The sequence below is a fragment of the Sulfitobacter sp. W027 genome (genome assembly GCF_025143985.1).
Lineage (GTDB): Bacteria > Pseudomonadota > Alphaproteobacteria > Rhodobacterales > Rhodobacteraceae > Sulfitobacter.
On the sequence record NZ_CP083564.1, the window covers coordinates 2,844,349 to 2,864,911 of the forward strand.

The 20,563-nt window shown below is 62.9% G+C and carries 16 protein-coding genes; 8 read left to right on the plus strand and 8 right to left on the minus strand.

Annotated features, from left to right (window positions below; genetic code table 11):
* Positions 1–9: 9 nt before the first annotated feature.
* From K3759_RS13980 to hisS, 6 genes are all read right to left on the minus strand, one after another.
* The gene (locus K3759_RS13980) at positions 10–1,080 is read right to left on the minus strand and encodes a branched-chain amino acid ABC transporter permease (RefSeq protein WP_259982690.1); all 1,071 of its coding nucleotides are present in this window, start codon (positions 1,078–1,080) and stop codon (positions 10–12) included.
* The gene (locus K3759_RS13985; RefSeq protein ID WP_259982691.1) at positions 1,077–2,081 is read right to left on the minus strand and encodes a branched-chain amino acid ABC transporter permease; all 1,005 of its coding nucleotides are present in this window, start codon (positions 2,079–2,081) and stop codon (positions 1,077–1,079) included. The genes K3759_RS13980 and K3759_RS13985 overlap by 4 nt, the downstream gene beginning before the upstream one ends.
* Positions 2,082–2,154: 73 nt before the next feature.
* A complete protein-coding gene (locus tag K3759_RS13990) occupies positions 2,155–2,970 on the minus strand; it encodes an ABC transporter ATP-binding protein (RefSeq protein WP_259982692.1) in 816 nt (271 codons plus the stop codon).
* 210 nt (positions 2,971–3,180) lie between these two features.
* Positions 3,181–3,870: an ATP phosphoribosyltransferase gene (hisG, locus tag K3759_RS13995; RefSeq protein WP_259982693.1), complete on the minus strand. Its 690-nt coding sequence runs from the start codon at positions 3,868–3,870 to the stop codon at positions 3,181–3,183.
* Positions 3,867–4,949, minus strand: coding sequence for an ATP phosphoribosyltransferase regulatory subunit (locus K3759_RS14000; RefSeq protein WP_259982695.1), 1,083 nt, complete (start codon positions 4,947–4,949; stop codon positions 3,867–3,869). The genes hisG and K3759_RS14000 overlap by 4 nt, the downstream gene beginning before the upstream one ends.
* The gene (gene hisS, locus K3759_RS14005) at positions 4,949–6,445 is read right to left on the minus strand and encodes a histidine--tRNA ligase (RefSeq protein WP_259982696.1); all 1,497 of its coding nucleotides are present in this window, start codon (positions 6,443–6,445) and stop codon (positions 4,949–4,951) included. The genes K3759_RS14000 and hisS overlap by 1 nt, the downstream gene beginning before the upstream one ends.
* Positions 6,446–6,612: 167 nt before the next feature.
* On the opposite strand from hisS, the gene K3759_RS14010 reads away from it, so the two are divergent.
* Entirely contained in the window at positions 6,613–6,807 is a 195-nt protein-coding gene (locus K3759_RS14010) for a SlyX family protein (protein ID WP_093928613.1), read from the plus strand.
* Between the two features lie 13 nt (positions 6,808–6,820).
* Here K3759_RS14010 and K3759_RS14015 read toward each other — a convergent pair whose 3' ends face one another.
* A complete protein-coding gene (locus tag K3759_RS14015; RefSeq protein ID WP_259982698.1) occupies positions 6,821–7,387 on the minus strand; it encodes a hypothetical protein in 567 nt (188 codons plus the stop codon).
* Between the two features lie 97 nt (positions 7,388–7,484).
* Positions 7,485–11,021, minus strand: coding sequence for a DNA polymerase III subunit alpha (gene dnaE, locus K3759_RS14020; protein WP_259982700.1), 3,537 nt, complete (start codon positions 11,019–11,021; stop codon positions 7,485–7,487).
* A gap of 199 nt (positions 11,022–11,220) precedes the next feature.
* Between dnaE and xdhA the strand changes: the two genes are divergently transcribed.
* The 7 genes from xdhA to K3759_RS14055 all read left to right on the plus strand — a co-directional run bounded on the left by xdhA (position 11,221) and on the right by K3759_RS14055 (position 20,478).
* Complete coding sequence (gene xdhA, locus K3759_RS14025; RefSeq protein WP_259982702.1) at positions 11,221–12,612, plus strand: xanthine dehydrogenase small subunit; 1,392 nt, start codon at positions 11,221–11,223, stop codon at positions 12,610–12,612.
* Positions 12,609–15,023: a xanthine dehydrogenase molybdopterin binding subunit gene (gene xdhB / locus K3759_RS14030; RefSeq protein WP_259982704.1), complete on the plus strand. Its 2,415-nt coding sequence runs from the start codon at positions 12,609–12,611 to the stop codon at positions 15,021–15,023. The genes xdhA and xdhB overlap by 4 nt, the downstream gene beginning before the upstream one ends.
* Positions 15,020–15,775 (plus strand): xanthine dehydrogenase accessory protein XdhC, encoded by a 756-nt coding sequence (xdhC, locus tag K3759_RS14035; RefSeq protein ID WP_259982706.1) that lies wholly within the window; start codon positions 15,020–15,022, stop codon positions 15,773–15,775. The genes xdhB and xdhC overlap by 4 nt, the downstream gene beginning before the upstream one ends.
* Positions 15,772–17,289 (plus strand): ABC transporter ATP-binding protein, encoded by a 1,518-nt coding sequence (locus K3759_RS14040; RefSeq protein ID WP_243261379.1) that lies wholly within the window; start codon positions 15,772–15,774, stop codon positions 17,287–17,289. Before xdhC ends, K3759_RS14040 begins: the two co-directional genes overlap by 4 nt.
* Before the next feature lie 42 nt (positions 17,290–17,331).
* The gene (locus tag K3759_RS14045; protein ID WP_259982708.1) at positions 17,332–18,414 is read left to right on the plus strand and encodes an ABC transporter permease; all 1,083 of its coding nucleotides are present in this window, start codon (positions 17,332–17,334) and stop codon (positions 18,412–18,414) included.
* Positions 18,414–19,334, plus strand: a complete 921-nt coding sequence (locus tag K3759_RS14050) for an ABC transporter permease (protein WP_067935773.1) — start codon at positions 18,414–18,416, stop codon at positions 19,332–19,334. Before K3759_RS14045 ends, K3759_RS14050 begins: the two co-directional genes overlap by 1 nt.
* 70 nt (positions 19,335–19,404) lie before the next feature.
* Positions 19,405–20,478: a BMP family ABC transporter substrate-binding protein gene (locus K3759_RS14055; RefSeq protein ID WP_259982711.1), complete on the plus strand. Its 1,074-nt coding sequence runs from the start codon at positions 19,405–19,407 to the stop codon at positions 20,476–20,478.
* Positions 20,479–20,563: the final 85 nt, after the last annotated feature.

The following is a 20,563-nucleotide window of genomic DNA, read 5'->3' on the forward strand; positions in this document are numbered from 1 at the left end:
GCCTTTTGATTACCCGCGCGCAAACGGCCAACGGTTTGCGGCGCGCAGGATGCGATCGACGATCTGGTTGATGCCCAAGGGCTCCTTGAGCAGGAACAAAACAAGCAGCACGCCGAAGGCGATCTGCTGCAAGGGCGCGCGCAACTGCCCTGCCCCGGCGCTGTCGCCCGCCAGCGCGCCAAACAGCACCTTGATCACCTCCGGCACCATAACCACGATGATGACACCGAACACCGGCCCCATCGTACGCCCCATGCCACCGATGATCAGCGCCGCCACGAGGTTGAGCGACAGCGCCAGCTCGAACTGCTCGGGCAGGATGCGGGCGTAGAAATAGGCGAAGAGCGCTCCGGCAAGACCGCAGTAGGCCGCGGAGAGGGCAAAGCTCATCAGCTTGTAGCGCAGAAGCGAGATGCCGAGGATCTCGGCGGAATAGTCCCGGTCGCGGATCGCGATGAAGGCGCGGCCGACGCGGGTACGGATCAGGTTCTGCGCCGCCAGCAGCGAGACGAGGCCCACCACGGCGATCAGCCCGAACATCTCGCGCTTGGTGTCGAGCTCCCAGCCCAGCAGGTTCGGCACATTGGTGTTGATCCCCACCATGCCGCCGGTCCAAGGGGCAAAAATGTCCTCCTCGATCAGGAAGATCACGATGAAATTCGCGGCCAGCGTCGCCACGGCGAGGTAGAGCCCCTTGACCCGCAGGCTCGGCAGCCCCACCAGCACGCCCACCGCCGCCGCCAGCGCCACCGCCAGCGGGACCGAGACGAAGGGCATTATTCCCGCCGGGATCACCCCCGCCCCGAGATTGCCGAAGATCGTCACCGCATAGGCGCCGATGGCGACAAAGGCGCCATGGCCCAGCGACACCAGCCCAGTGTAGCCCGTCAGGATGTTGATCCCCACCACGGCAATCAGCAGGATGCCCATCTGGCTGGCGATCAGGATCAGATAGTCGTTGCCGAACAGGGTGAAGAGCGCCAGCGCAAGGATCGAGCCGTAGACGAAGGCCTGTTTGTAGCGGTTGTTCAGCACCCGCTCGTCGGCGGCATAACTGGACTTCAGGTTCGCGTTAATCATATCCGCTCAACCTCTTTCTGACCCATTAAGCCATGGGGCCGCCAGACGAGCACGACCAGCACGGTGACATAAGGCACGATCTCGGCCCAGCCGCCGCCCATCTTCCACTGCGTCATCGCCTCAAGCACGCCAACAACCATTGCCGCGATCAAGACGCCGACATAGCTGTCGAGCCCGCCCATCAGCACGATTGCGAGCACCGAGAAGCCGAAGAGGCCAAGGCTCGGTGAAATGCCGTTGCGGGTGGCGAGGATTGCCCCCGCGATGGCCCCTGTGGTGCTGGCCAGCACCCAAGCGCGGGAGAAGACCTTGGGCACCGAGATGCCCATCGAATAGGCGGTGGATTGGTCTTCGGCGGTGGCGCGGATGGCGATGCCGCCCTTGGTGAACTTCACGAAGGCGACGATGCCGCCAAAGAGCAGCAGCGCTACGGCCATGTTCACAAGGTCAGTACCGAAGAGGAAGATCATCGTGCCGAACAGCTCGAACCGGATTGGCATATTGGGCGCGATATAGGGCACGGAGGCCGCATCTGCGGTCCAGATCAACTGCGCCGCGCCCGAGAGGATCGAGATCAGCCCCACCGTCACCATGATCATCGCAAAGATCGACTGGCCCATCAGCGGGCGCATCAGGACGCGTTCGATAATGCGGCCCAGAATGGCGTTGCAAACCAGCGCCCCAGCCAGCCCCAGCAGAATGCGCGGCAGGTTCGCCACCCAATCCAGCACCGCCGCCACGGGTGAGAACATCGGCAATTCGCCCCGCATCTCAACCATCCAGCCGGGCTGCCATGACGCGAGCCACGTCGGGGCCCAAGGTTGGCCGGGGACGATCACTGCGAAGGTGAAATAGAAATAGGCCCCGAACATGATCAGGTAGCCATGGGCGAAGTTCACTACTTTGGTGGCCTTGTAGACGCTGACGATCCCCACAGCGATAAGCGCATAAATCGCCCCCGCCATCAGCCCGTTGATCGCAAATTGCACGAACTGCCCCATCAGAGCGCCTCCCTTTCCTGTACCCCGGAATTTTTCAAAAATTCCGGCCCGATTTCTTTAAAAGAAATCGGCGTCATGCTGCTGCCCCCAGATATGCTTCAATCACCGCCGGGTCTTTTGAGACCTCTTCCGGCGTTCCGCTGGCGATCTGCTGGCCAAAGTTCAGCACGATGATCCGGCTGCAAATATCCATCACCATATGCATGTCATGTTCGACCAGCAGGATGGTGGTGCCGAACTGCTCCTGCACGTCGAGGATGAAACGTGCCATGTCGGCGGTTTCCTCGCGGTTCATGCCTGCCACCGGCTCATCCAGCAGCAAAACCTTCGGTCGCATCGCCAGCGCCCGGCCCAGTTCGACCCTTTTTTGCAGGCCATAGGGCAACATGGTGATCGGGTATTTACGGATGTGGTCGATCTCGAGGAAATCGATCACCTGTTCCTCAATCTCTCGGCGCAGTTCCAACTCTGCCTTCTGAGCCGCCCCGAAGTAGCGCAGAGCTTGCCAGACGTTGGTGTTCAACCGCGTGTGGCCACCGAGCTTGATGTTGTCGAGCACGGTCATGCCCCGAAACAGGGCGATGTTCTGGAAAGTCCGCGCCAACCCAAGCGCTGCGCGTTTGTCGGGGCTGAGCGCAGTGATGTCTTCCCCCTCAAAGGAAACACGCCCCCGGTCGGGTTTGTAAAACCCTGATATGGCATTGAAAAGAGAAGTCTTGCCCGCGCCGTTCGGGCCAATGACACCGGTGATCTCTCCGGCCCTGGCTTCGAAATTCACCCCCTGCAGCGCTTTGATGCCGCCAAAGGACAGATGCAAATCCTCAATCTTCAGCAATCGCCCACTCCCATGCGGCGACGGCTGCGGCCCCTCGCAAGGGGCGCGTGACATCCGATCATCGACGGATCCTCCCTATGTCCCATGTCGCTCCCCTTTTGCCGGGGCTTCTACAATAGGCCTGTTGATCCCTTCACCCTATCCGAGTGACGGCATCCCGCAAGAGTCTTGATGATCCGCACAGTAAAACAACCCGGAGCGGCAGGGCTCCGGGGGCTGCAATGTGTTGCAATACATAAGAATAATCAGCGTTATGACGCTACGTCAGGTCAGTTTTTCGATCAGCTTTTTCAGCGCTTTGCGGCTGTGATCTTCCAAGGGGGCCATACGCGACCGCCACAGCGTCGCCTGCGATTGCAGGATCAAACCATCGCTGAGGATCTTCAGGTGATTGGCGCGCAGGGTCTCTCCGCTGGAGGTGATATCGGCAATCGCCTCGGCGGTTTCATTCAGCACCGTGCCTTCGGTTGCGCCTTGGCTGTCGACCAGCGCATAGTCAGCCACGCCGTGGGTGCGCAGAAATTCCCGCACCAGTCGGTGGTATTTCGTAGCAATCCGCAGGCGGAAGCCATGTTCGGCACGGAAGGCCGCAGCGGCAGCATCCAGATCATCCAACGTATCGACATCGACCCAAGCCTGCGGCACCGCAATGATCAGATCCGCATGGCCAAAGTTCAACTCTTCCAGCGGCTCGACCAATTGATCCCAAAGCGCCAGCTTCTCTTGCACCAGATCGGTGCCGGTGACGCCAAGGTGGATGCGCCCTGCAGACAGTTCGCGCGGGATTTCCCCGGCTGAGAGCAGCACCAGAGAGACATCCTCAATGCCCTCAACCTGGCCCGCATATTCTCGGTCGGACCCGGTGCGCTGCAAGCTCACGCCGCGCGCGCCGAACCACTCAAAGGTCTTTTCCATCAGCCGCCCTTTGGACGGCACGCCAAGTTTCAGCGTCATTGCCCGGCCTCCAGTTCCAGCATCAGACCGGGGCGCATGACACCACCCACCGCCGGGATTTCACCGCCCTGCCCCAGCCGCCGGGTCAGCGCGTCATAGCGTCCGCCCGAGGCGATACTGGGCAGATCGGGGCGCGCCTCGGCCCGGAAGGCAAAGACGAAACCATCGTAATATTCCATCGACGACCGGCCATGGCTGGCCTCGAACATGAGCGTATCTGTTTCGATACCACGGGCGCGCATCGCCTCGGCACGGGCGGCGACACGGGCCACGGCATCGCCAATGGCAGGCATGTCGACGGCCAGATCGCGCAGACGGCTCAGCGCGTTGGGCAGGGTTTCTTTGACCTCCAACAGCGCCTCAAACAGATCGACTTGCTGCGCGGAAATCGGCGCGGTCTTGGCATCCTCGCGCAGCGCTGCCACGCGGGCTTCGATCTCTGCCTGTGAGCGCAGTCCGACCATGGGTGCCGAAATCTCGGCCTCTGCCTTGGCCAACAACGCTTTGCGTCCGGCAGGCACAGAGCTGCGCCCCGCATAGCGGTCCAGCAGCGCGCGAAAGCGGCGCGGGCGCCAGATGTGACGCATCAATGCCTGTTTGCGCGCGGGCGAGGTATCAAGCCCCTGCACCGCCGCCATCAGCACACCGATATCCCCCGTCACCGGGCGCACCGGCAGCCCCTGCATCGCCTCGGCGATCAGGGCGAAAACCTCGGCATCTGCCGCCGCCGGGTCGGCGCGGTCGAAGACCTCGAAACCCACCTGAATGTATTCATTGGCGCGGTTCGGGTCGTGTTCCTGACGGCGGAAAACCTCGCCGGAATAGGTATAGCGCGCGGGCTCGGCCCCGTGGGCCATATGCATCTGCACCACGGGCACGGTAAAATCGGGGCGCAGCATCTGCTCGCCACGCAGCGCGTCCGAGGTGACATAGGCGCGCGCGCGGATGTCCTCGCCGTAAAGGTCCAGCAGCGTGTCGGCCGGTTGCAAGATCGGCGGCTCGACCAGCACGGCGCCCTGCGCCTCGAAAATCGCGCGCAGGGAAGCCGCGCGCGCCAGCGTTTCGGAACGTGTCGGCATCAGCTCGCCCGATCCAGAATATCGCGGACCGCTTTGATCAGATCGGCGCGGGGCACTTCATATTGGTTCGGGCGCTCTTTCCACTCATCGTGGCTCGCCTCTTGCGCAAGCTGCGCGCCCAGCACCATGTCCTTGATCTGCACCACGCCGCGGTCTTTCTCGTCGCCGCCTTCGATGACGACGACCGGGCTCTGCCGCTTGTCGGCGTATTTCATCTGATTGCCGAAGTTCTTGGGGTTGCCCAGATAGACCTCCGCCCGGATGCCCGCCTGTCGCAACTCGGCGACCATCGCCTGATAATCGGCCATGCGGTCGCGGTCCATCACGGTGACGACGACGGGGCCTGCGGCCTCGGCCTCAAGCCGCCCCTTCGCGGCCAGCGCGGCCAGCAGCCGGTCAACGCCGATGGAGACCCCCGTCGCGGGCACTTCCTGCCCGGTGAAGCGTTTCACCAGATCGTCGTAGCGCCCACCGCCCGCGACCGATCCGAAGTTCCGCGCGCGGCCCTTTTCGTCTTTGATCTCAAAGGTCAGTTCGGCCTCGAACACCGGCCCTGTGTAATAGCCAAGGCCGCGCACGACCGACGGATCAATCTCAACCCGGTCAGGACCATAGCCACCCGCGGCCAGAAGGTCAGAGATCAACTCAAGCTCATCCACACCTTGCACACCGACATCGGAGCCCGCGACCAACTCGCGCAGCCGCGCCACCGTCTCGGCACCGCTGTCGCGTTTGGCCTGCATAAAGCCCATGACCACATCGGCCTGCGCGTCTTCCAATCCGGCACCCTTGGTGAAATCGCCGCTGTCGTCCTTGCGGCCCTCGCCCAACAAGGCGCGCACGCCCTCCGGGCCGAGGCGGTCCAGCTTGTCGATGGCGCGCAGCACGATGCCGCGTTCGGTATCCTTGTCGTCTCCGGCAAGGCCCGCAACCTCCAGCACACCGTTCAGCACCTTGCGGTTGTTCACCCGCACCACATAGTCGCCGCGCGCGATGCCCACTTCCTCAAGGCAATCGGCCAGCATCGCGCAGATCTCCGCGTCTGCCGCCACCGATGGCGCACCTACGGTATCCGCATCACACTGATAAAACTGACGAAACCGCCCCGGCCCCGGCTTTTCATTGCGCCAAACCGGCCCCATCGCATAGCGGCGGTAGGGCATCGGCAGATCGTTGCGGTGCTGGGCATAGACCCGCGCCAAGGGCGCTGTCAGATCATAGCGCAGCGCCAGCCAATCGCCGGGCTTGTCGCCTTCGGAATCTTCCTGCCACGCAAAAACGCCTTCGTTCGGGCGGTCCACATCGGGGAGAAATTTGCCAAGCGCCTCGACCGTCTCCACGCCCGAGCTTTCCAGCGCGTCGAACCCATAGCGGTGGTAAACTGCGGCGATCTTGCTGAGCATCTCGGCCCGATGGGTCACCTCGGTCCCGAAATAATCGCGGAACCCCTTTGGGGTCTGCGCCTTGGGACGGGGGGTTTTCTTGGGCTTTGCCATGGCAAGGATCCTCGGTGCATCAATTGGCCTCGCGTCTAGCCCAAGCCCCCCGCAAGAGCAAGCAACGCTGCGTGTTGCCCCTGTCTTGTGCCGCCCGCACATGCTAAATCGCGCAAAAAGGACGCGCCCCTATGTCAGAACAAACCCCAGATCAAACCGCAGAACGAATTAACCAACTCGAAGAGCAGATCGCCCACCTGACCCGCGCGGTCGACGATATGTCAGAGATCGTCACCCGTCAGGAGGATGAGATCGTCACCCTGAACCGCCGCGTGCATATGTTGATGCAGCGCGAGGGGGAGCGGGATGCCTCAGGCGGTGGCGCGGTGCTTTTGGGCGACGAACGGCCCCCGCATTACTGAGCCGCAGTTTCGCTCAATTCGCTGATTTCATTGCCACGGCGGCCACGGCCCCGTCATGCACCAGCACCTCAGACCAACGCGCGGTTTCGCCCAACCGCTCATAAGCATTGACGAAAAACGCCGTTTTATCGAGCGTGCCAATCCGCTTGCCGCAGGGTTTGCCGCGCCCCGCCCCGCAGACACTGGCCTTGATCGCCTCATAGGCCGCGTCAGTCTCGGCGATGGGCAGGTTCTCCCCGCCCGGGCCATAGTGCAACTGTTCGTAGACCGAGGGCGTGCCGAATAACACATTGGCTGCCGTCAACTGGCGCGCGCAATCATCCGCAAAGCCGGTAATATAGAAGCTGCGCGGCCCCGCGCTGCCGGGTTGCGAATCGAACAGCCGGTAGCCCCGTGCCGCAGGTTCTTCGACCATCTTCCCCAAATCCTGCTCGCGCACATCACAGACACGGGCGACCTCGCCAAATGGCAAAGCGGTGCCAAAGCCGATCTCCGCGACCTGTGGCGATGGCGCCGTGGGCGCGATGCCGCAGGCTGAGGGAAGCGCTGCCATAACTAGAAGGCTGATGCGTCGGTACATGGTCGGCTCCCCTTTGGTTGTCAGGGAATTAGCGCAGCCACCGCTTGCCGTCCACCAATGGGCCGGAAAAAGGGCGGATCTGCGCGCGCCGCCGGGGTTAGATTTCCTCGACTTCCATCACCCCGTCGAGCGAGCGGATCGCGCCTTTGATCTGCGGTGTCACCGGGAACTCGCGGCCCAGATCGACCTCGACCTCGCCGGGTAGGCTTGGGTCCATCAGGCAGAACTGCACCGGCCCCTTGCCCGCCGCCTTGACCGCTTGGCGCGCGCCGTCGAGCACATCGGCCACCGCCTGAATCGCCCCCGGCCCGTCGATAAAGACCCGCAGCCCCATACTGCCCGCATCCGCCACCGCCGCATCAATGGGTGCCACCGACCGGCCCAGCAGCTTGAGCTGATCGCTTTCCATCGTGGCCTCGACCGTGATGACGATTTTTGAGCCGACTTCGAGATGTTCCCGCGCAAGTTCCAGCGTGTCGGAGAACAGCGTCACCTCATAGCCGCCCGTGGTGTCAGATAGCTGCGCAAAGGCAAAGCGGTTGCCCCGCGCCGATTTCCTCTCCTGCCGCCCGGCCACGACCCCCGCCAGCCGCGCATTCATCGCACCGCGGGTGCTGACCTTCTCGGTCAACTCGTCCAGCGTCAGGAAAGGCAGCCCAGTCTCCCGCGCCCATTTGCGACGCAGCGGGACCATGTAGTCATCAAGCGGATGGCCCGAAAGATAAAAGCCCACCGCCTTGAACTCCTCGGCCAGCCGCTCCGCCGACTGCCAGTCATCGCAGGGCAGCATGCGCGGCTCAGGCAGATCATCGCCCGCCTCGCCAAAGAGCGAGACCTGATTGCTGGCCTTCTGCTCATGGATCGCCGCCGAATAGCTGACCAGCCCGTCGAGCGATTGAAACACCCGGCGCCGGTTGCTGTCGAGTTGATCAAAGGCCCCCGAGCGCACCAGCATTTCCAGAGGCCGCTTGCCGACGCGTTTCAGGTCGACTCGCCGCGCGAGGTCGTAGAGCGTAGCGAAAGGCCGATCGACGCCATCCACCTTGCGCCCCTCGGTCACCAGCTTCATCGCTTCAAGTCCGACGTTCTTCAGCGCGCCCAACGCATAGACCAGCGCGCCATCAACCACTTTGAACGAGGCATCCGAGCGGTTCACACAGGGCGGCACCCAAGGCAGCTCCAGCCGTTTGCGCACCTCTTCGAAGTACACGGCCAGTTTGTCGGTGAGGTGAATATCGCAGTTCATCACCCCGGCCATGAACTCAACCGGGTGGTTCGCTTTCAGCCAAGCGGTTTGGTAGCTGACCACCGCATAGGCGGCCGCGTGGGATTTGTTGAAACCGTAGTTGGCGAATTTTTCGAGAAGGTCGAAAACCTCCGCCGCTTTCTTCTTGTCGACGCCATTGGCCATCGCGCCCTTTTCGAACTTGGGGCGCTCCTTGGCCATCTCCTCGGCAATCTTCTTACCCATCGCACGGCGCAAGAGGTCCGCGCCGCCGAGCGAATAGCCCGCCATGACCTGCGCGATCTGCATCACCTGTTCCTGATAAACGATGATGCCTTGGGTTTCTTCAAGGATGTAGTCGATGCTGGGGTGCACCGATTCCAGCTCGCGCTGGCCGTTTTTCACCTCACAATAGGTTGGGATATTCTCCATCGGGCCGGGACGGTAGAGCGCCACAAGAGCCACGATATCCTCGATACAGGTCGGCTTCATGCGTTTAAGCGCATCCATCATACCGCTGGATTCCACCTGAAACACGGCGACGGTCTTCGCGCTGGAATAGAGCTTGTAGGTCGCCTTGTCATCAAGCGGGATGGTGGCGATGTCGTCGATATGCCCCTCGGGCGGCTGATAAAGCTCGCGCCCATCGGCGGCGAGATGCAGATGCCGCCCGCCCGCCTTAATCTGATCCACGGCGTTTTGAATGACGGTCAGGGTTTTCAGGCCCAGAAAGTCGAACTTGACCAGCCCGGCCTGTTCAACCCATTTCATGTTGAACTGCGTGGCAGGCATGTCAGAGCGCGGGTCTTGATAAAGCGGCACAAGCTGGTCCAGCGGCCGGTCGCCAATCACCACCCCCGCCGCGTGGGTCGATGCGTTCCGCAGCAACCCTTCGACCTGCTGGCCGTAATTCAACAGCCGCGCCACGACCTCTTCGTTCTTCGCCTCTTCCCGCAGACGCGGCTCATCAGCCAACGCCTTTTCAATGCTGACGGGTTTGACCCCCTCAACCGGAATCATTTTGGACAGACGGTCCACCTGCCCATAGGGCATCTGCAACACGCGCCCAATGTCGCGCACCGCAGCTTTGGACAGCAGCGCACCGAAGGTAATGATCTGCCCGACTTTGTCGCGGCCATATTTTTCCTGCACATAGCGGATCACCTCTTCGCGGCGGTCCATGCAAAAGTCGATGTCGAAGTCGGGCATCGACACTCGTTCGGGGTTGAGGAAACGCTCAAACAGCAGCGAATAGCGCAGCGGATCGAGGTCGGTCACTGTCAGCGCATAGGCCACGAGCGACCCCGCCCCCGAGCCCCGCCCCGGCCCCACGGGAATGTCATTGTCCTTGGCCCATTGGATGAAGTCGGCAACGATCAGGAAGTAGCCGGGAAACCCCATGCCTTCGATGATGCCCAGTTCGAAATCGAGGCGCTTTTGGTATTCCTCGACGCTCACCGCATGCGGGATCACCGCCAGACGCGCCTGCAGACCCTCGTTGGCCATGCGGCGCAATTCCGCGACCTCGTCGTCGGCAAACTTCGGCAAGATCGGGTCGCGGCGGTAGGCCATGAAAGCGCAGCGTTTGGCGATCTCGACGGTGTTGCTCAGCGCTTCGGGCAGGTCGGCAAAAAGCGTGGCCATCTCGGCTTGGGATTTGAAGTAATGCTGCGCGGTCAAACGGCGGCGCGGCTGTTGCTGGTCAACATAGGCGCCTTCCGAAATGCAAATCAACGCATCATGCGCCTCATACATATCGGGCTTGGGGAAATAGACGTCATTGGTGGCCACCAGCGGGATGTCCATCGCATAGGCCATCTCGACAAAGCCGCGCTCGGTCAGGCGCTCGGGCTCGGGCTGGCCGCCGTCTTCGGGGTGACGCTGCAATTCAACATAGAGCCGATCGCCAAAGGCCGCTTTCAACCGTGCCATCAACGCCTCTGCCGCCGGGCGCTGGCCGCCTTGCAAGAGCATGCCCACCGGCCCCAAGGGACCACCCGTCAAGCAGATGATATCAGCGCTCAGCGCTTCCAACTCGTCCAGCGCCACCTCCGCCACCGCCCCGCCCTTGTCGAGATAGAGGCAGGAGTTCAGCTTCATCAAATTCTCATAGCCCAATTCGCTCTGCGCCAGCAGCACCATCGGCGCGGGTGGGCGCGGCTTTTCACCGGGCTGCACCTCGACATAGGCGACATCAACCTGACAGCCGATGATCGGCTGCACACCGGCGCCAGCCATAGCGACGGAAAACTCCAGCGCCGCAAACATGTTGTTGCTATCGGTCAGTGCCAGCGCGGGCATGCCCGCATCGCGGCACATGCCGGGCAGCTTTTTCAGCCGCAGCGCGCCCTCCAGCAAGGAATACTCGGAATGGCTACGCAGATGAATGAATCGGGGATCATTTGACATGGCCGCAAACTACGCCAGCCACCCCTGAGGCACCAGCACCCGATCGCGCCCAGCGCATTTTTCGCCCAAGGTATTTTTCCTTGCCAAAACGCCCCCTGCCCCGCTAGCCTGACCTCTACCTCGCCCGCGCCCGGTTCTACGCCGCATCGAACCCCGCGCAATGATATGGGCCACTTTGTACCGCGGCGGATGAGAACCAATGGACATCACTTTTCTTCTCAATGGAGAAGTCGTGTCACTCTCCAACGTGTCCCCGACCACCACCCTGCTTGACTGGCTGCGCGAAGAGCGTGGCCTGACCGGGACCAAGGAGGGCTGCAATGAGGGCGACTGCGGCGCCTGTTCAGTAATGATTACCGATGCGGAGGGAAGCCGTGCGTTGAACGGCTGTATCCTCTTCCTCCCGCAGGTGAATGCCAAAGCCGTCACCACGGTTGAGGGCATGGCCAGCGCCGATGGCACGCTGCATCCGGTGCAGGAGACGATGGTCGAACACCACGGCAGCCAATGCGGTTTCTGTACGCCAGGCTTCGTCGTCTCGATGGCCACGGCGCATCTTAATGGTGCAACGGATCATGACGTGCAACTGGCAGGCAACCTCTGCCGCTGCACCGGCTACGCGCCGATCATCCGCGCGGCCAAAGCCGCCGAAGGCGCGCCGGTGCCAGAACATCTGCGCACCCTCAAGTCAAAGTTGGCGCAGGACATCCCAGCCCCCGCCAAAGCCAAAGGCGCGCCGCATGTGCAGCCCGAAAGCAGCGACGAACTCGCCGCTTGGTATCTCGACAATCCGGACGCCACACTGATCGCCGGGGCGACGGACGTGGGTCTTTGGGTCACCAAAGGCTTCCGCGATCTTGGCGCCGTGGCCTTCCTCAACCGCTGCGCGGATCTACGCGGGATTACCGAGGATGAAACCGGCCTGCGCATTGGCGCGATGACGACGCTAACCGAGGTTGAGGCGAAACTGAGCCCCCTGCACCCCAGCTTGGGCACCATGCTGCGGCGCTATGGCTCGACGCAGGTGCGCAATGCAGCGACCTTGGGCGGCAATATCGCCAATGGCTCTCCCATCGGAGACGGCCCGCCCGCCCTGATTGCGCTTGGCGCCACGCTGCATCTGCGCCGTGGTGACACGCGGCGCGAGATGCCGCTCGAGGATTTCTTCCTCGACTACGGCAAGCAGGACCGCGCTCCGGGGGAATTCGTCGAGGCGATCACCGTGCCGCGCCAGCACGATACGCTGCGCTGCTACAAACTGTCGAAACGCTTCGATCAAGACATCTCGGCGGTCTGCGGCTGTATTTCGATCACCGGCAACGGCAGCGAAATACTAACTGCCCGCATCGCCTTCGGCGGCATGGCCGCCACCCCGAAACGCGCTGCCGCCGCCGAAGCCGCGCTGATTGGCCAGCCGTGGAACGAAGAGGCCATCCGCAAGGCAATGGAGGCGATGACCAAGGACTTCACCCCGCTGTCGGACATGCGCGCCTCGGCGGCCTACCGGATGCAGGCGGCCCAGAACATGCTGCTGCGCTACTTCCACGATGCCAATGGCACCCCCACGAACCTGCTGGAGGTCTCGGCATGAGCGTCGCAAAGCCCCTTCCCCATGACGCGGCCCTGCTGCATGTCACCGGCGCCGCGCGCTATGTCGACGACATCCCCACCCCGCGCGGCACGCTGCATCTGGCCTTTGGCCTCAGCCCCGTCGCGGCGGGCGAGCTGACCGGGCTTGACCTTTCCGCCGTGCGCGAGGCCCCCGGCGTCGTCGCGGTGCTGACCGCCGCTGACCTTGCGCATGACTGCGACACATCGCCCTCGAACCATGACGAGCCGCTGCTGGCGACCGATCAGGTGCATTACGCGGGACAGCCGCTCTATCTGGTCGTGGCCACCAGCCACCTCGCAGCGCGCCGTGCGGCACAACTCGGCAAGCCGCAGATCACCCCGCGCGACCCGATCCTGACGGTGGAACAGGCGCTTGCGGCGAACAGCCGTTTCGAGGACGGCCCCCGCATCTACCAGAAGGGCGATGCCGAGGCCGCGCTTGCGAAAGCCACCCGCCACCTCTCGGGGCAGATCGAGATGGGCGGGCAGGAGCATTTCTATCTCGAAGGTCAGGCCGCCATGGCGCTGCCGCAGGACAACGGCGACATGCTGGTGCATTCCTCGACCCAGCACCCAACCGAGATTCAGCATAAAGTAGCCCATGCCATCGGCCGCCCGATGCATGCCGTCCGGGTCGAGACCCGGCGCATGGGCGGCGGTTTCGGCGGCAAGGAAAGTCAGGGCAATGCGCTGGCCATGGCCTGTGCGGTGACGGCATCGCTGACCGGCAAACCCTGCAAGATGCGCTATGACCGCGATGACGACATGATCATCACCGGCAAGCGGCACGATTTCCGCATCGGATATGACGTGGGCTTCGACGACAATGGCCGCATCACCGCGCTCGACGTCACGCATTACACCCGGTGCGGCTGGTCGATGGACCTTTCGCTGCCGGTCGCCGACCGGGCCATGCTGCATGCCGACAACGCCTACCATTTGAGCGACATCCGCATCACCTCGCACCGGCTTCGGACCAATACCGCCAGCGCCACGGCCTTCCGTGGCTTCGGCGGCCCGCAGGGGATCGTCGGCATCGAGCGCGTCATGGACCATATCGCGCATGAGCTGGGCCTTGACCCCCTCGCCGTGCGCCGAGCCAACTATTACAGCGACAACGCCCACCGCCCGACCGAGGTGGAGAACACCGGCACCGCGATCGACAACCGCACACCGCCCGCCGGGGAGGGTGACCTGTCCTCGCGCGGCGCGCCGCCCGCTCCGGCAGAGAGTGCCAATAGCCCCGTCGCCCCCTCGGACGTGCAGTCCACGCCCTACCAGCAGCCGGTCACCGATTGCATCATCGATGCGCTCACCGACCGTCTGGTCAAAAACTGCGACTACGACGCGCGCCGCGCGGCAATCGCCGAGTGGAACGCGAAGAACCCGCTGCTGAAGCGCGGCATCGCCATCACGCCGGTGAAATTCGGCATCTCCTTCACGCTTACCCACCTCAACCAAGCGGGCGCGCTGGTGCATGTCTATCAGGATGGCTCAATCCACCTGAACCACGGCGGCACCGAGATGGGGCAAGGGCTGTTCCAAAAGGTCGCGCAGGTCGCGGCTTCGCGCTTCGGCGTCTCGCCGGAACTGGTCAAGATCACCGCCACGGATACCGCGAAGGTGCCCAACACCTCAGCCACCGCGGCCTCTTCGGGGTCGGACCTCAACGGCATGGCGGCGCAGAACGCGTGCGACACGATCCGCGACCGCATGGCGGCGCATCTGGCCGAACGCTATCAGACCACGCCGGATCAGGTGCGTTTCACCGACGGCATGGTGCAGATTGGAAGCGAAGAGATCACCTTCGCCGCTGCCGCCGCCTCGGCCTATGAAAACCGCGTGAGCCTTTCCTCGACCGGCTACTACAAGACGCCCGACATCGAATGGGACCGCATCGCCGGGCGCGGGCGGCCGTTTTATTACTTCGCCTATGGCGCGGCCTGCACCGAGGTGGTGATCGACACGCTCACCGGCGAGAACCGCATCCTGCGCACCGACATTCTGCACGACGCCGGTGCCTCGCTGAACCCGGCGCTCGACATTGGCCAGATCGAGGGCGGCTACGTGCAGGGCGCGGGCTGGCTCACGACCGAGGAACTTGTCTGGGACGAAACCGGCACCCTGCGCACCCATGCGCCCTCGACCTATAAAATCCCTGCCTGTTCGGACCGCCCGCCCTTCTTCAACGTAGCGCTCTGGGACCAACCCAACCCGGCGCAGACGGTGTATCGCTCGAAGGCCGTGGGCGAGCCGCCCTTCATGCTGGGCATCTCGGCCTTCATGGCGCTCTCGGATGCCGTGGCGGCCTGCGGCGACAGCTACGGCGACCTGCAAGCCCCCGCCACCGCCGAGGCCGTCCTTGCCGCCGTGGGACGGGCGCGAAAATGACCGCGATTTTCGTCGAGGTCACCGCCACGCGCGGATCGGCCCCGCGCGATGCGGGCACGGCGATGAAGGTTTCGCCCGACAGCATCGACGGCACCATCGGCGGCGGGGCGCTGGAACATCAGGCGATTGCACATGCTCGCAAAATGTTAGCCAACGGGCGGCTTGAGGACACGCAGACCGTGCCGCTCGGCCCCGGCCTAGGACAATGTTGTGGCGGAGCGGTGAGCCTGCGCTACACAACCTCGCCGCGCCCATTGGACGCGGCCACCCCACTGCCACTGCCGAATGTGCAGAGCGACACGCCCCTTTGGCTCTGGGGCGCGGGGCACGTTGGCCGCGCAGTGGTGGCCGCCTGCCCGCCCCGGGCCTTTGCCATCACATGGATCGACAGCGCCCGCGACCGCTTCCCCGCCGAGATCCCACCCCATGTCACCGCCACCCCCACCGCCGACATGCCGCGCCTTGCCGCCCACGCGCCGCAAAACGCGCATCACCTGATCTTTACTTATTCCCATGACATCGATCTCGCCCTCTGCGCGGCCCTGCTTAAACGGGGGGCAGAGAGCGTCGGCCTGATCGGCTCTGACACAAAAAAGTCACGGTTTTCCCGCCGCTTGCGCGACATGGGGCTGGATCCCTCTGGCATCATCTGCCCTATTGGCGATAAATCGCTGGGCAAGCTGCCTACGCAAATTGCCCATGGCGCGTTGATCTCTCTCATCGCCCGGACCCAGACAAAGGCTTCCGCATGACTGACAAACTTCTCGACCTCTCCGGGTTGACCAAGGCCTACCCCGGCGTCGTCGCGAACGATGACGTGTCCCTGCGGATCGCCCCGGGCGAGGTTCACGCCCTGCTGGGCGAAAATGGTGCGGGCAAGTCTACGCTGGTCAAGATGATCTACGGGCTGGTCAAACCTGACGCGGGCCAGATGCAGATGCGGGGCGAAAACTTCGCCCCCACCGATCCCCATGCCGCACGGCAGGCGGGCGTCGGCATGGTGTTTCAACATTTCTCGCTTTTCGACGCGCTCAGCGTGGCGGAGAACATCGCGCTCGGCATGGAAAACCCGCCGCGCATGCGCGAACTCAGCCAGCAGATCCGCGATGTGTCGGACACCTACGGCCTGCCGCTGGCCCCGGACCGTATCGTCGGAGATCTGTCGGCGGGGGAACGTCAGCGGGTTGAGATCATCCGTTGCCTGCTGCAGGATCCCAAACTGCTGATCATGGACGAGCCGACATCGGTCCTGACACCGCAAGAAGTTGAAATCCTTTTCAAAACCCTGCGCAAACTCAGCGCAGAGGGCACCGCGATCCTTTATATCTCGCACAAGCTCGAAGAGATCCGCAGCCTGTGCGACAGCGCCACGATCCTGCGCTTGGGCAAGGTCGTCGGCCATTGCACCCCGCGTGAAACTTCGGCCCGCGACATGGCCGAGATGATGGTCGGCTCGGCGCTGAAAACACCGACGCGCGATAGCAAAGAACCGGGCGAGGTGACGCTGACGCTGAACAAACTCTCGGCCCGCTCGGCCCATGCTTTCGGCATGCCGCTGCGCGAGATTTCGGTTGAGGTGCGGCGCGGTGAGGTGCTGGGCATTGGCGGCGTCGCGGGCAATGGGCAGGACGAATTGCTCAACGCGCTCTCGGGCGAAACACTGGTCGGCGCGGGCATGATTACCTTTGACGGGCGCGACATTGGCCTTCTTGGCCCAACCGCCCGCCGCGCGCTTGGCGTGTTGACCGCCCCCGAAGAGCGGCTGGGCCACGCCGCGGTGCCGGACATGTCGCTGACGGAAAACGCCATGCTGACCGGGGCCGCCCGCGAAGGGCTGGAGCGGGGCGGTATGCTCGACTGGGGCAAGGCGCGCAGCTTTGCCGAGAAGATCATCAAGACATTCGACGTGCGCACCCCCGGCCCCGGCAATGCGGCGCGCTCGCTGTCGGGTGGGAACTTGCAGAAATTCGTTATCGGACGCGAAGTGCTGCAACGGCCCGAGCTGCTGGTGGTGAACCAGCCGACTTGGGGCGTCGATGCCTCTGCCGCCGCCGCGATCCGGCAGGCACTTTTGGATCTCGCCTCGGGTGGGACCGCCGTGATCGTCATCAGCCAAGACCTAGACGAGTTAATGGAGATTTCCGACAATTTCGCCGCCCTGAACGAAGGCCGCCTGTCGTCAACGCGCCCCGCGCAGGGGCTGACTGTCGAAGAGATTGGCCTGATGATGGGTGGCGCACATGGCATGGAGGTGGCGCATGTCTAAGCCAAACCTCGCATCTTTCACTCTGACCATTGGGGGTGATCTGTGATCCGCCTTGAAAAGCGCCCGCAGCCCAGTCGGGCCCTTTCGCTGTCGACGCCGATCATGGCAGTACTGGCGACATTCGTTTTTGGCGGGCTGCTGTTTGCCGTGCTTGGCAAAGACCCGGTCGAGGCGCTGCAAACGATTTTCTGGCAGCCACTGTTTGGCGAATATGCCTTTTATTACCGCCCGCAACTGCTGATCAAAGGCGCGCCCTTGGTACTGATCGCCATCGGTCTGAGCCTTGGGTTCAAAGCGGGCATCTGGAACATCGGGGCCGAGGGGCAATACATCATGGGCGCCATATTTGGCGCGGCGACGGGGCTGGCGTTCTACCCCGCCGAGGGATGGTATATCTTCCCGCTGATGGTGCTCGCGGGGGCCTTGGGCGGTTGGCTTTGGGCGATGATCCCGGCCCTTTTGAAGGTGCGTTTTGGCACGAATGAGATCCTCGTCTCGCTGATGTTAGTCTATGTGGCCGAGCAATTCCTTGCCTCTATGTCATTGGGTTTGCTGAAAAACCCCGAAGGCTACGGCTTTCCCGGCTCGCGCAACCTGCAACAATACGCTTCTGCCCATAACGCCGAGTTGTTCGCCGGGTCTGGCATGCATTGGGGCGTGGTCGCAGCCCTCATCGCGGTGATATTCGCCTACGTCCTACTCGCCAAACACCGGTTGGGCTTTGCCATCCGCGTGACAGGCGAAGCCCCCCGCGCCGCGCGGTTCTCGGGTGTGAACCCGGCGCGGCTGGTGCTGTTTTGCCTCGGCACCTCTGGCCTGCTCGCCGGGCTTGCGGGGATGTTCGAAGTCTCCGGCCCCTCCGGTCAGATCACCATCGACTTCAACGTAGGTTATGGGTTCACCGCGATCATCGTGGCCTTCCTTGGCCGTTTGCACCCCATCGGCATCCTGCTCGCAGGCGGGCTGATGGCGCTGACCTACATCGGCGGCGACATCGCGCAGTCGAACCTCGGCCTGCCCGCCGCCGCGATCCAAGTGTTCCAAGGGATGCTCCTGTTCTTCCTGCTCGCGCTGGACGTTTTCACACATTACCGGCTGCGCTTTGGCGCGGCGGAGGCTGCCTGATGGATCTTTCCGCAATCAACCCGCTTTTGTTCGTCGCAGGCTTCCTCGTTGCCGCGACACCGCTGATCTTCGCCGCCATCGGCGAATTGGTGGTCGAGAAATCCGGCGTGCTGAACCTCGGGGTCGAGGGCATGATGATCACCGGCGCGATCTGCGGCTTTGCCACGGCGGTCGAGACTGGATCGCCGCTCTTGGGTTTCGCCGCCGCCGCCGCGGGCGGTGCCGTGCTCAGCCTGCTCTTCGCCTTCCTAACGCAGGTGGCACTCGCCAATCAGGTCGCCTCTGGCCTATCACTCACCCTCTTTGGCCTCGGCCTCTCGGCGTTGATCGGCCAAAGCTACGTCGGGATCAAACCGCCCCGGCTTGGCGATATCGACTTCGGCCCGCTGGCCGATATCCCCGTGATTGGGCCGATCCTCTTCACCCATGACATCATCCTCTACCTCGGGATCGCGCTGGTCGCCGGGGTCTGGGCGGTGCTGAAGTTCACCCGCGCGGGCCTGATCCTGCGCGCGGTCGGCGAAAGCCATGATGCGGCCCATGCGCTCGGCTACAAGGTCAAGCGCATCCGCACTGCCGCGATCCTTTTCGGCGGGGCCTGCGCGGGCTTGGGCGGGGCCTACATCAGCCTGATCCGTGTGCCGCAATGGACCGAAGGCATGACCGCCGGGATCGGCTGGATCGCCCTTGCCCTCGTCGTCTTTGCCTCGTGGAAACCATGGCGCGCACTCTTGGGTGCCTATCTTTTCGGCGGCATCACTCAGTTGCAATTGAACTTGCAAGGCGCGGGCGTTGCCATTCCAGTAGAGTATCTGGCAATGTCGCCGTATATCATCACCATCATCGTTCTGGTGGTGCTGTCGGCGGACAAAAGCGCCGCGCCGGCGTCACTGGGCCGTACCTTCCACGCCTCAAACTAGGGGCATCACATCTCGCGGCCTTGGCCGCACATCAAGCCCCGGTAAGGGGCACGTAAACAGGGGAAACCTCATGAAACTAACCACCCTTTTGACCAGCGCTGCCATGGTGCTCGGCCTCGCGACTGGCGCGATGGCTCAGGACAAGACCAAAGTCGGCTTCATCTATGTCGGCCCGATTGGCGATGGCGGCTGGACCTATCACCACGATGTTGGCCGCAAGGCGATCGAAGCAGAATTCGGCGACAAGGTAGAGACCATCTACCAGGAGAATGTCTCCGAAGGTCCCGACGCCGAGCGCGCGATCACTCAAATGGCATTAGACGGTGCTGATCTGATCTTCACCACCTCTTTCGGTTTCATGGATCCCACCATAAACGTCGCCAAGAAATTTCCGGACGTGAAGTTCGAGCATGCTACCGGTTACAAGCAAGCTGAAAACGTTACCACTTATTCCGCACGTTTCTACGAAGGTCGTGCCATTCAGGGTCATATCGCTGGCAAACTGACCAAGAGCAATATCATCGGTTATATCGGCTCCTACCCGATCCCCGAAGTGATCCGCGGCATTAACGCCTCTTTCATCCACGCCCGCAAAGTAAACCCGGATGTTCAGTTCAAAATCGTCTGGGCCTACACATGGTTTGACCCTGCGAAAGAAGCCGACGCCGCCAAGGTGCTAATCGAACAGGGCGCTGACGTTGTCCTGCAACACACCGATTCCACGGCGCCTCATGCCGCAGCCGAAGAAGCAGGAAATGTTTATACGTTCGGACAAGCTGCCGACATGGAGCAATACGCCCCCAAGCCTCGTGTTTCGTCAATCATCGACGATTGGGCGCCCTATTACATCGAACGCACCCGGGCTGTGATGGATGGGACCTGGGAGTCTACCGCGACTTGGGATGGTATCCGCGAGGGTATGGTCAAGATCGGCGAGATCTCTGACGCCGTTCCCGCCGACGTGAAAGCCGAAGCGCTGGAAATGAAAGACAAGATCGCATCGGGCGAATACCACCCCTTCACCGGGCCGATCAACAAACAGGACGGCTCCGCGTGGCTGGCCGAGGGCGAGACCGCCGATGACGGCACGCTCGCGGGCATGAACTTCTATGTCGAAGGCATCGAAGGCACCATCCCGCAGTAAGCCGAACCGGCTGACAGATCACAGGGGCGTGCGGGCAACCGTGCGCCCCTTTTCCATTGCGGCCCGCGCCGGGGTTGCTAGGCTC

Excerpts from the sequence above, each read along its gene's own strand:
- xdhA (WP_259982702.1), top strand. The coding sequence starts at position 11,221 with ATGGACATCACTTTTCTTCTCAATGGAGAAGTCGTGTCACTCTCCAAC.
- K3759_RS14040 (WP_243261379.1), top strand. The coding sequence starts at position 15,772 with ATGACTGACAAACTTCTCGACCTCTCCGGGTTGACCAAGGCCTACCCC.
- dnaE (WP_259982700.1), bottom strand. The coding sequence starts at position 11,021 with ATGTCAAATGATCCCCGATTCATTCATCTGCGTAGCCATTCCGAGTAT.
- K3759_RS14050 (WP_067935773.1), top strand. The coding sequence starts at position 18,414 with ATGGATCTTTCCGCAATCAACCCGCTTTTGTTCGTCGCAGGCTTCCTC.
- K3759_RS14015 (WP_259982698.1), bottom strand. The coding sequence starts at position 7,387 with ATGTACCGACGCATCAGCCTTCTAGTTATGGCAGCGCTTCCCTCAGCC.
- xdhB (WP_259982704.1), top strand. The coding sequence starts at position 12,609 with ATGAGCGTCGCAAAGCCCCTTCCCCATGACGCGGCCCTGCTGCATGTC.
- hisS (WP_259982696.1), bottom strand. The coding sequence starts at position 6,445 with ATGGCAAAGCCCAAGAAAACCCCCCGTCCCAAGGCGCAGACCCCAAAG.
- K3759_RS13985 (WP_259982691.1), bottom strand. The coding sequence starts at position 2,081 with ATGGGGCAGTTCGTGCAATTTGCGATCAACGGGCTGATGGCGGGGGCG.
- K3759_RS14000 (WP_259982695.1), bottom strand. The coding sequence starts at position 4,949 with ATGCCGACACGTTCCGAAACGCTGGCGCGCGCGGCTTCCCTGCGCGCG.
- K3759_RS13990 (WP_259982692.1), bottom strand. The coding sequence starts at position 2,970 with ATGTCACGCGCCCCTTGCGAGGGGCCGCAGCCGTCGCCGCATGGGAGT.
- K3759_RS14055 (WP_259982711.1), top strand. The coding sequence starts at position 19,405 with ATGAAACTAACCACCCTTTTGACCAGCGCTGCCATGGTGCTCGGCCTC.
- K3759_RS13980 (WP_259982690.1), bottom strand. The coding sequence starts at position 1,080 with ATGATTAACGCGAACCTGAAGTCCAGTTATGCCGCCGACGAGCGGGTG.
- hisG (WP_259982693.1), bottom strand. The coding sequence starts at position 3,870 with ATGACGCTGAAACTTGGCGTGCCGTCCAAAGGGCGGCTGATGGAAAAG.
- xdhC (WP_259982706.1), top strand. The coding sequence starts at position 15,020 with ATGACCGCGATTTTCGTCGAGGTCACCGCCACGCGCGGATCGGCCCCG.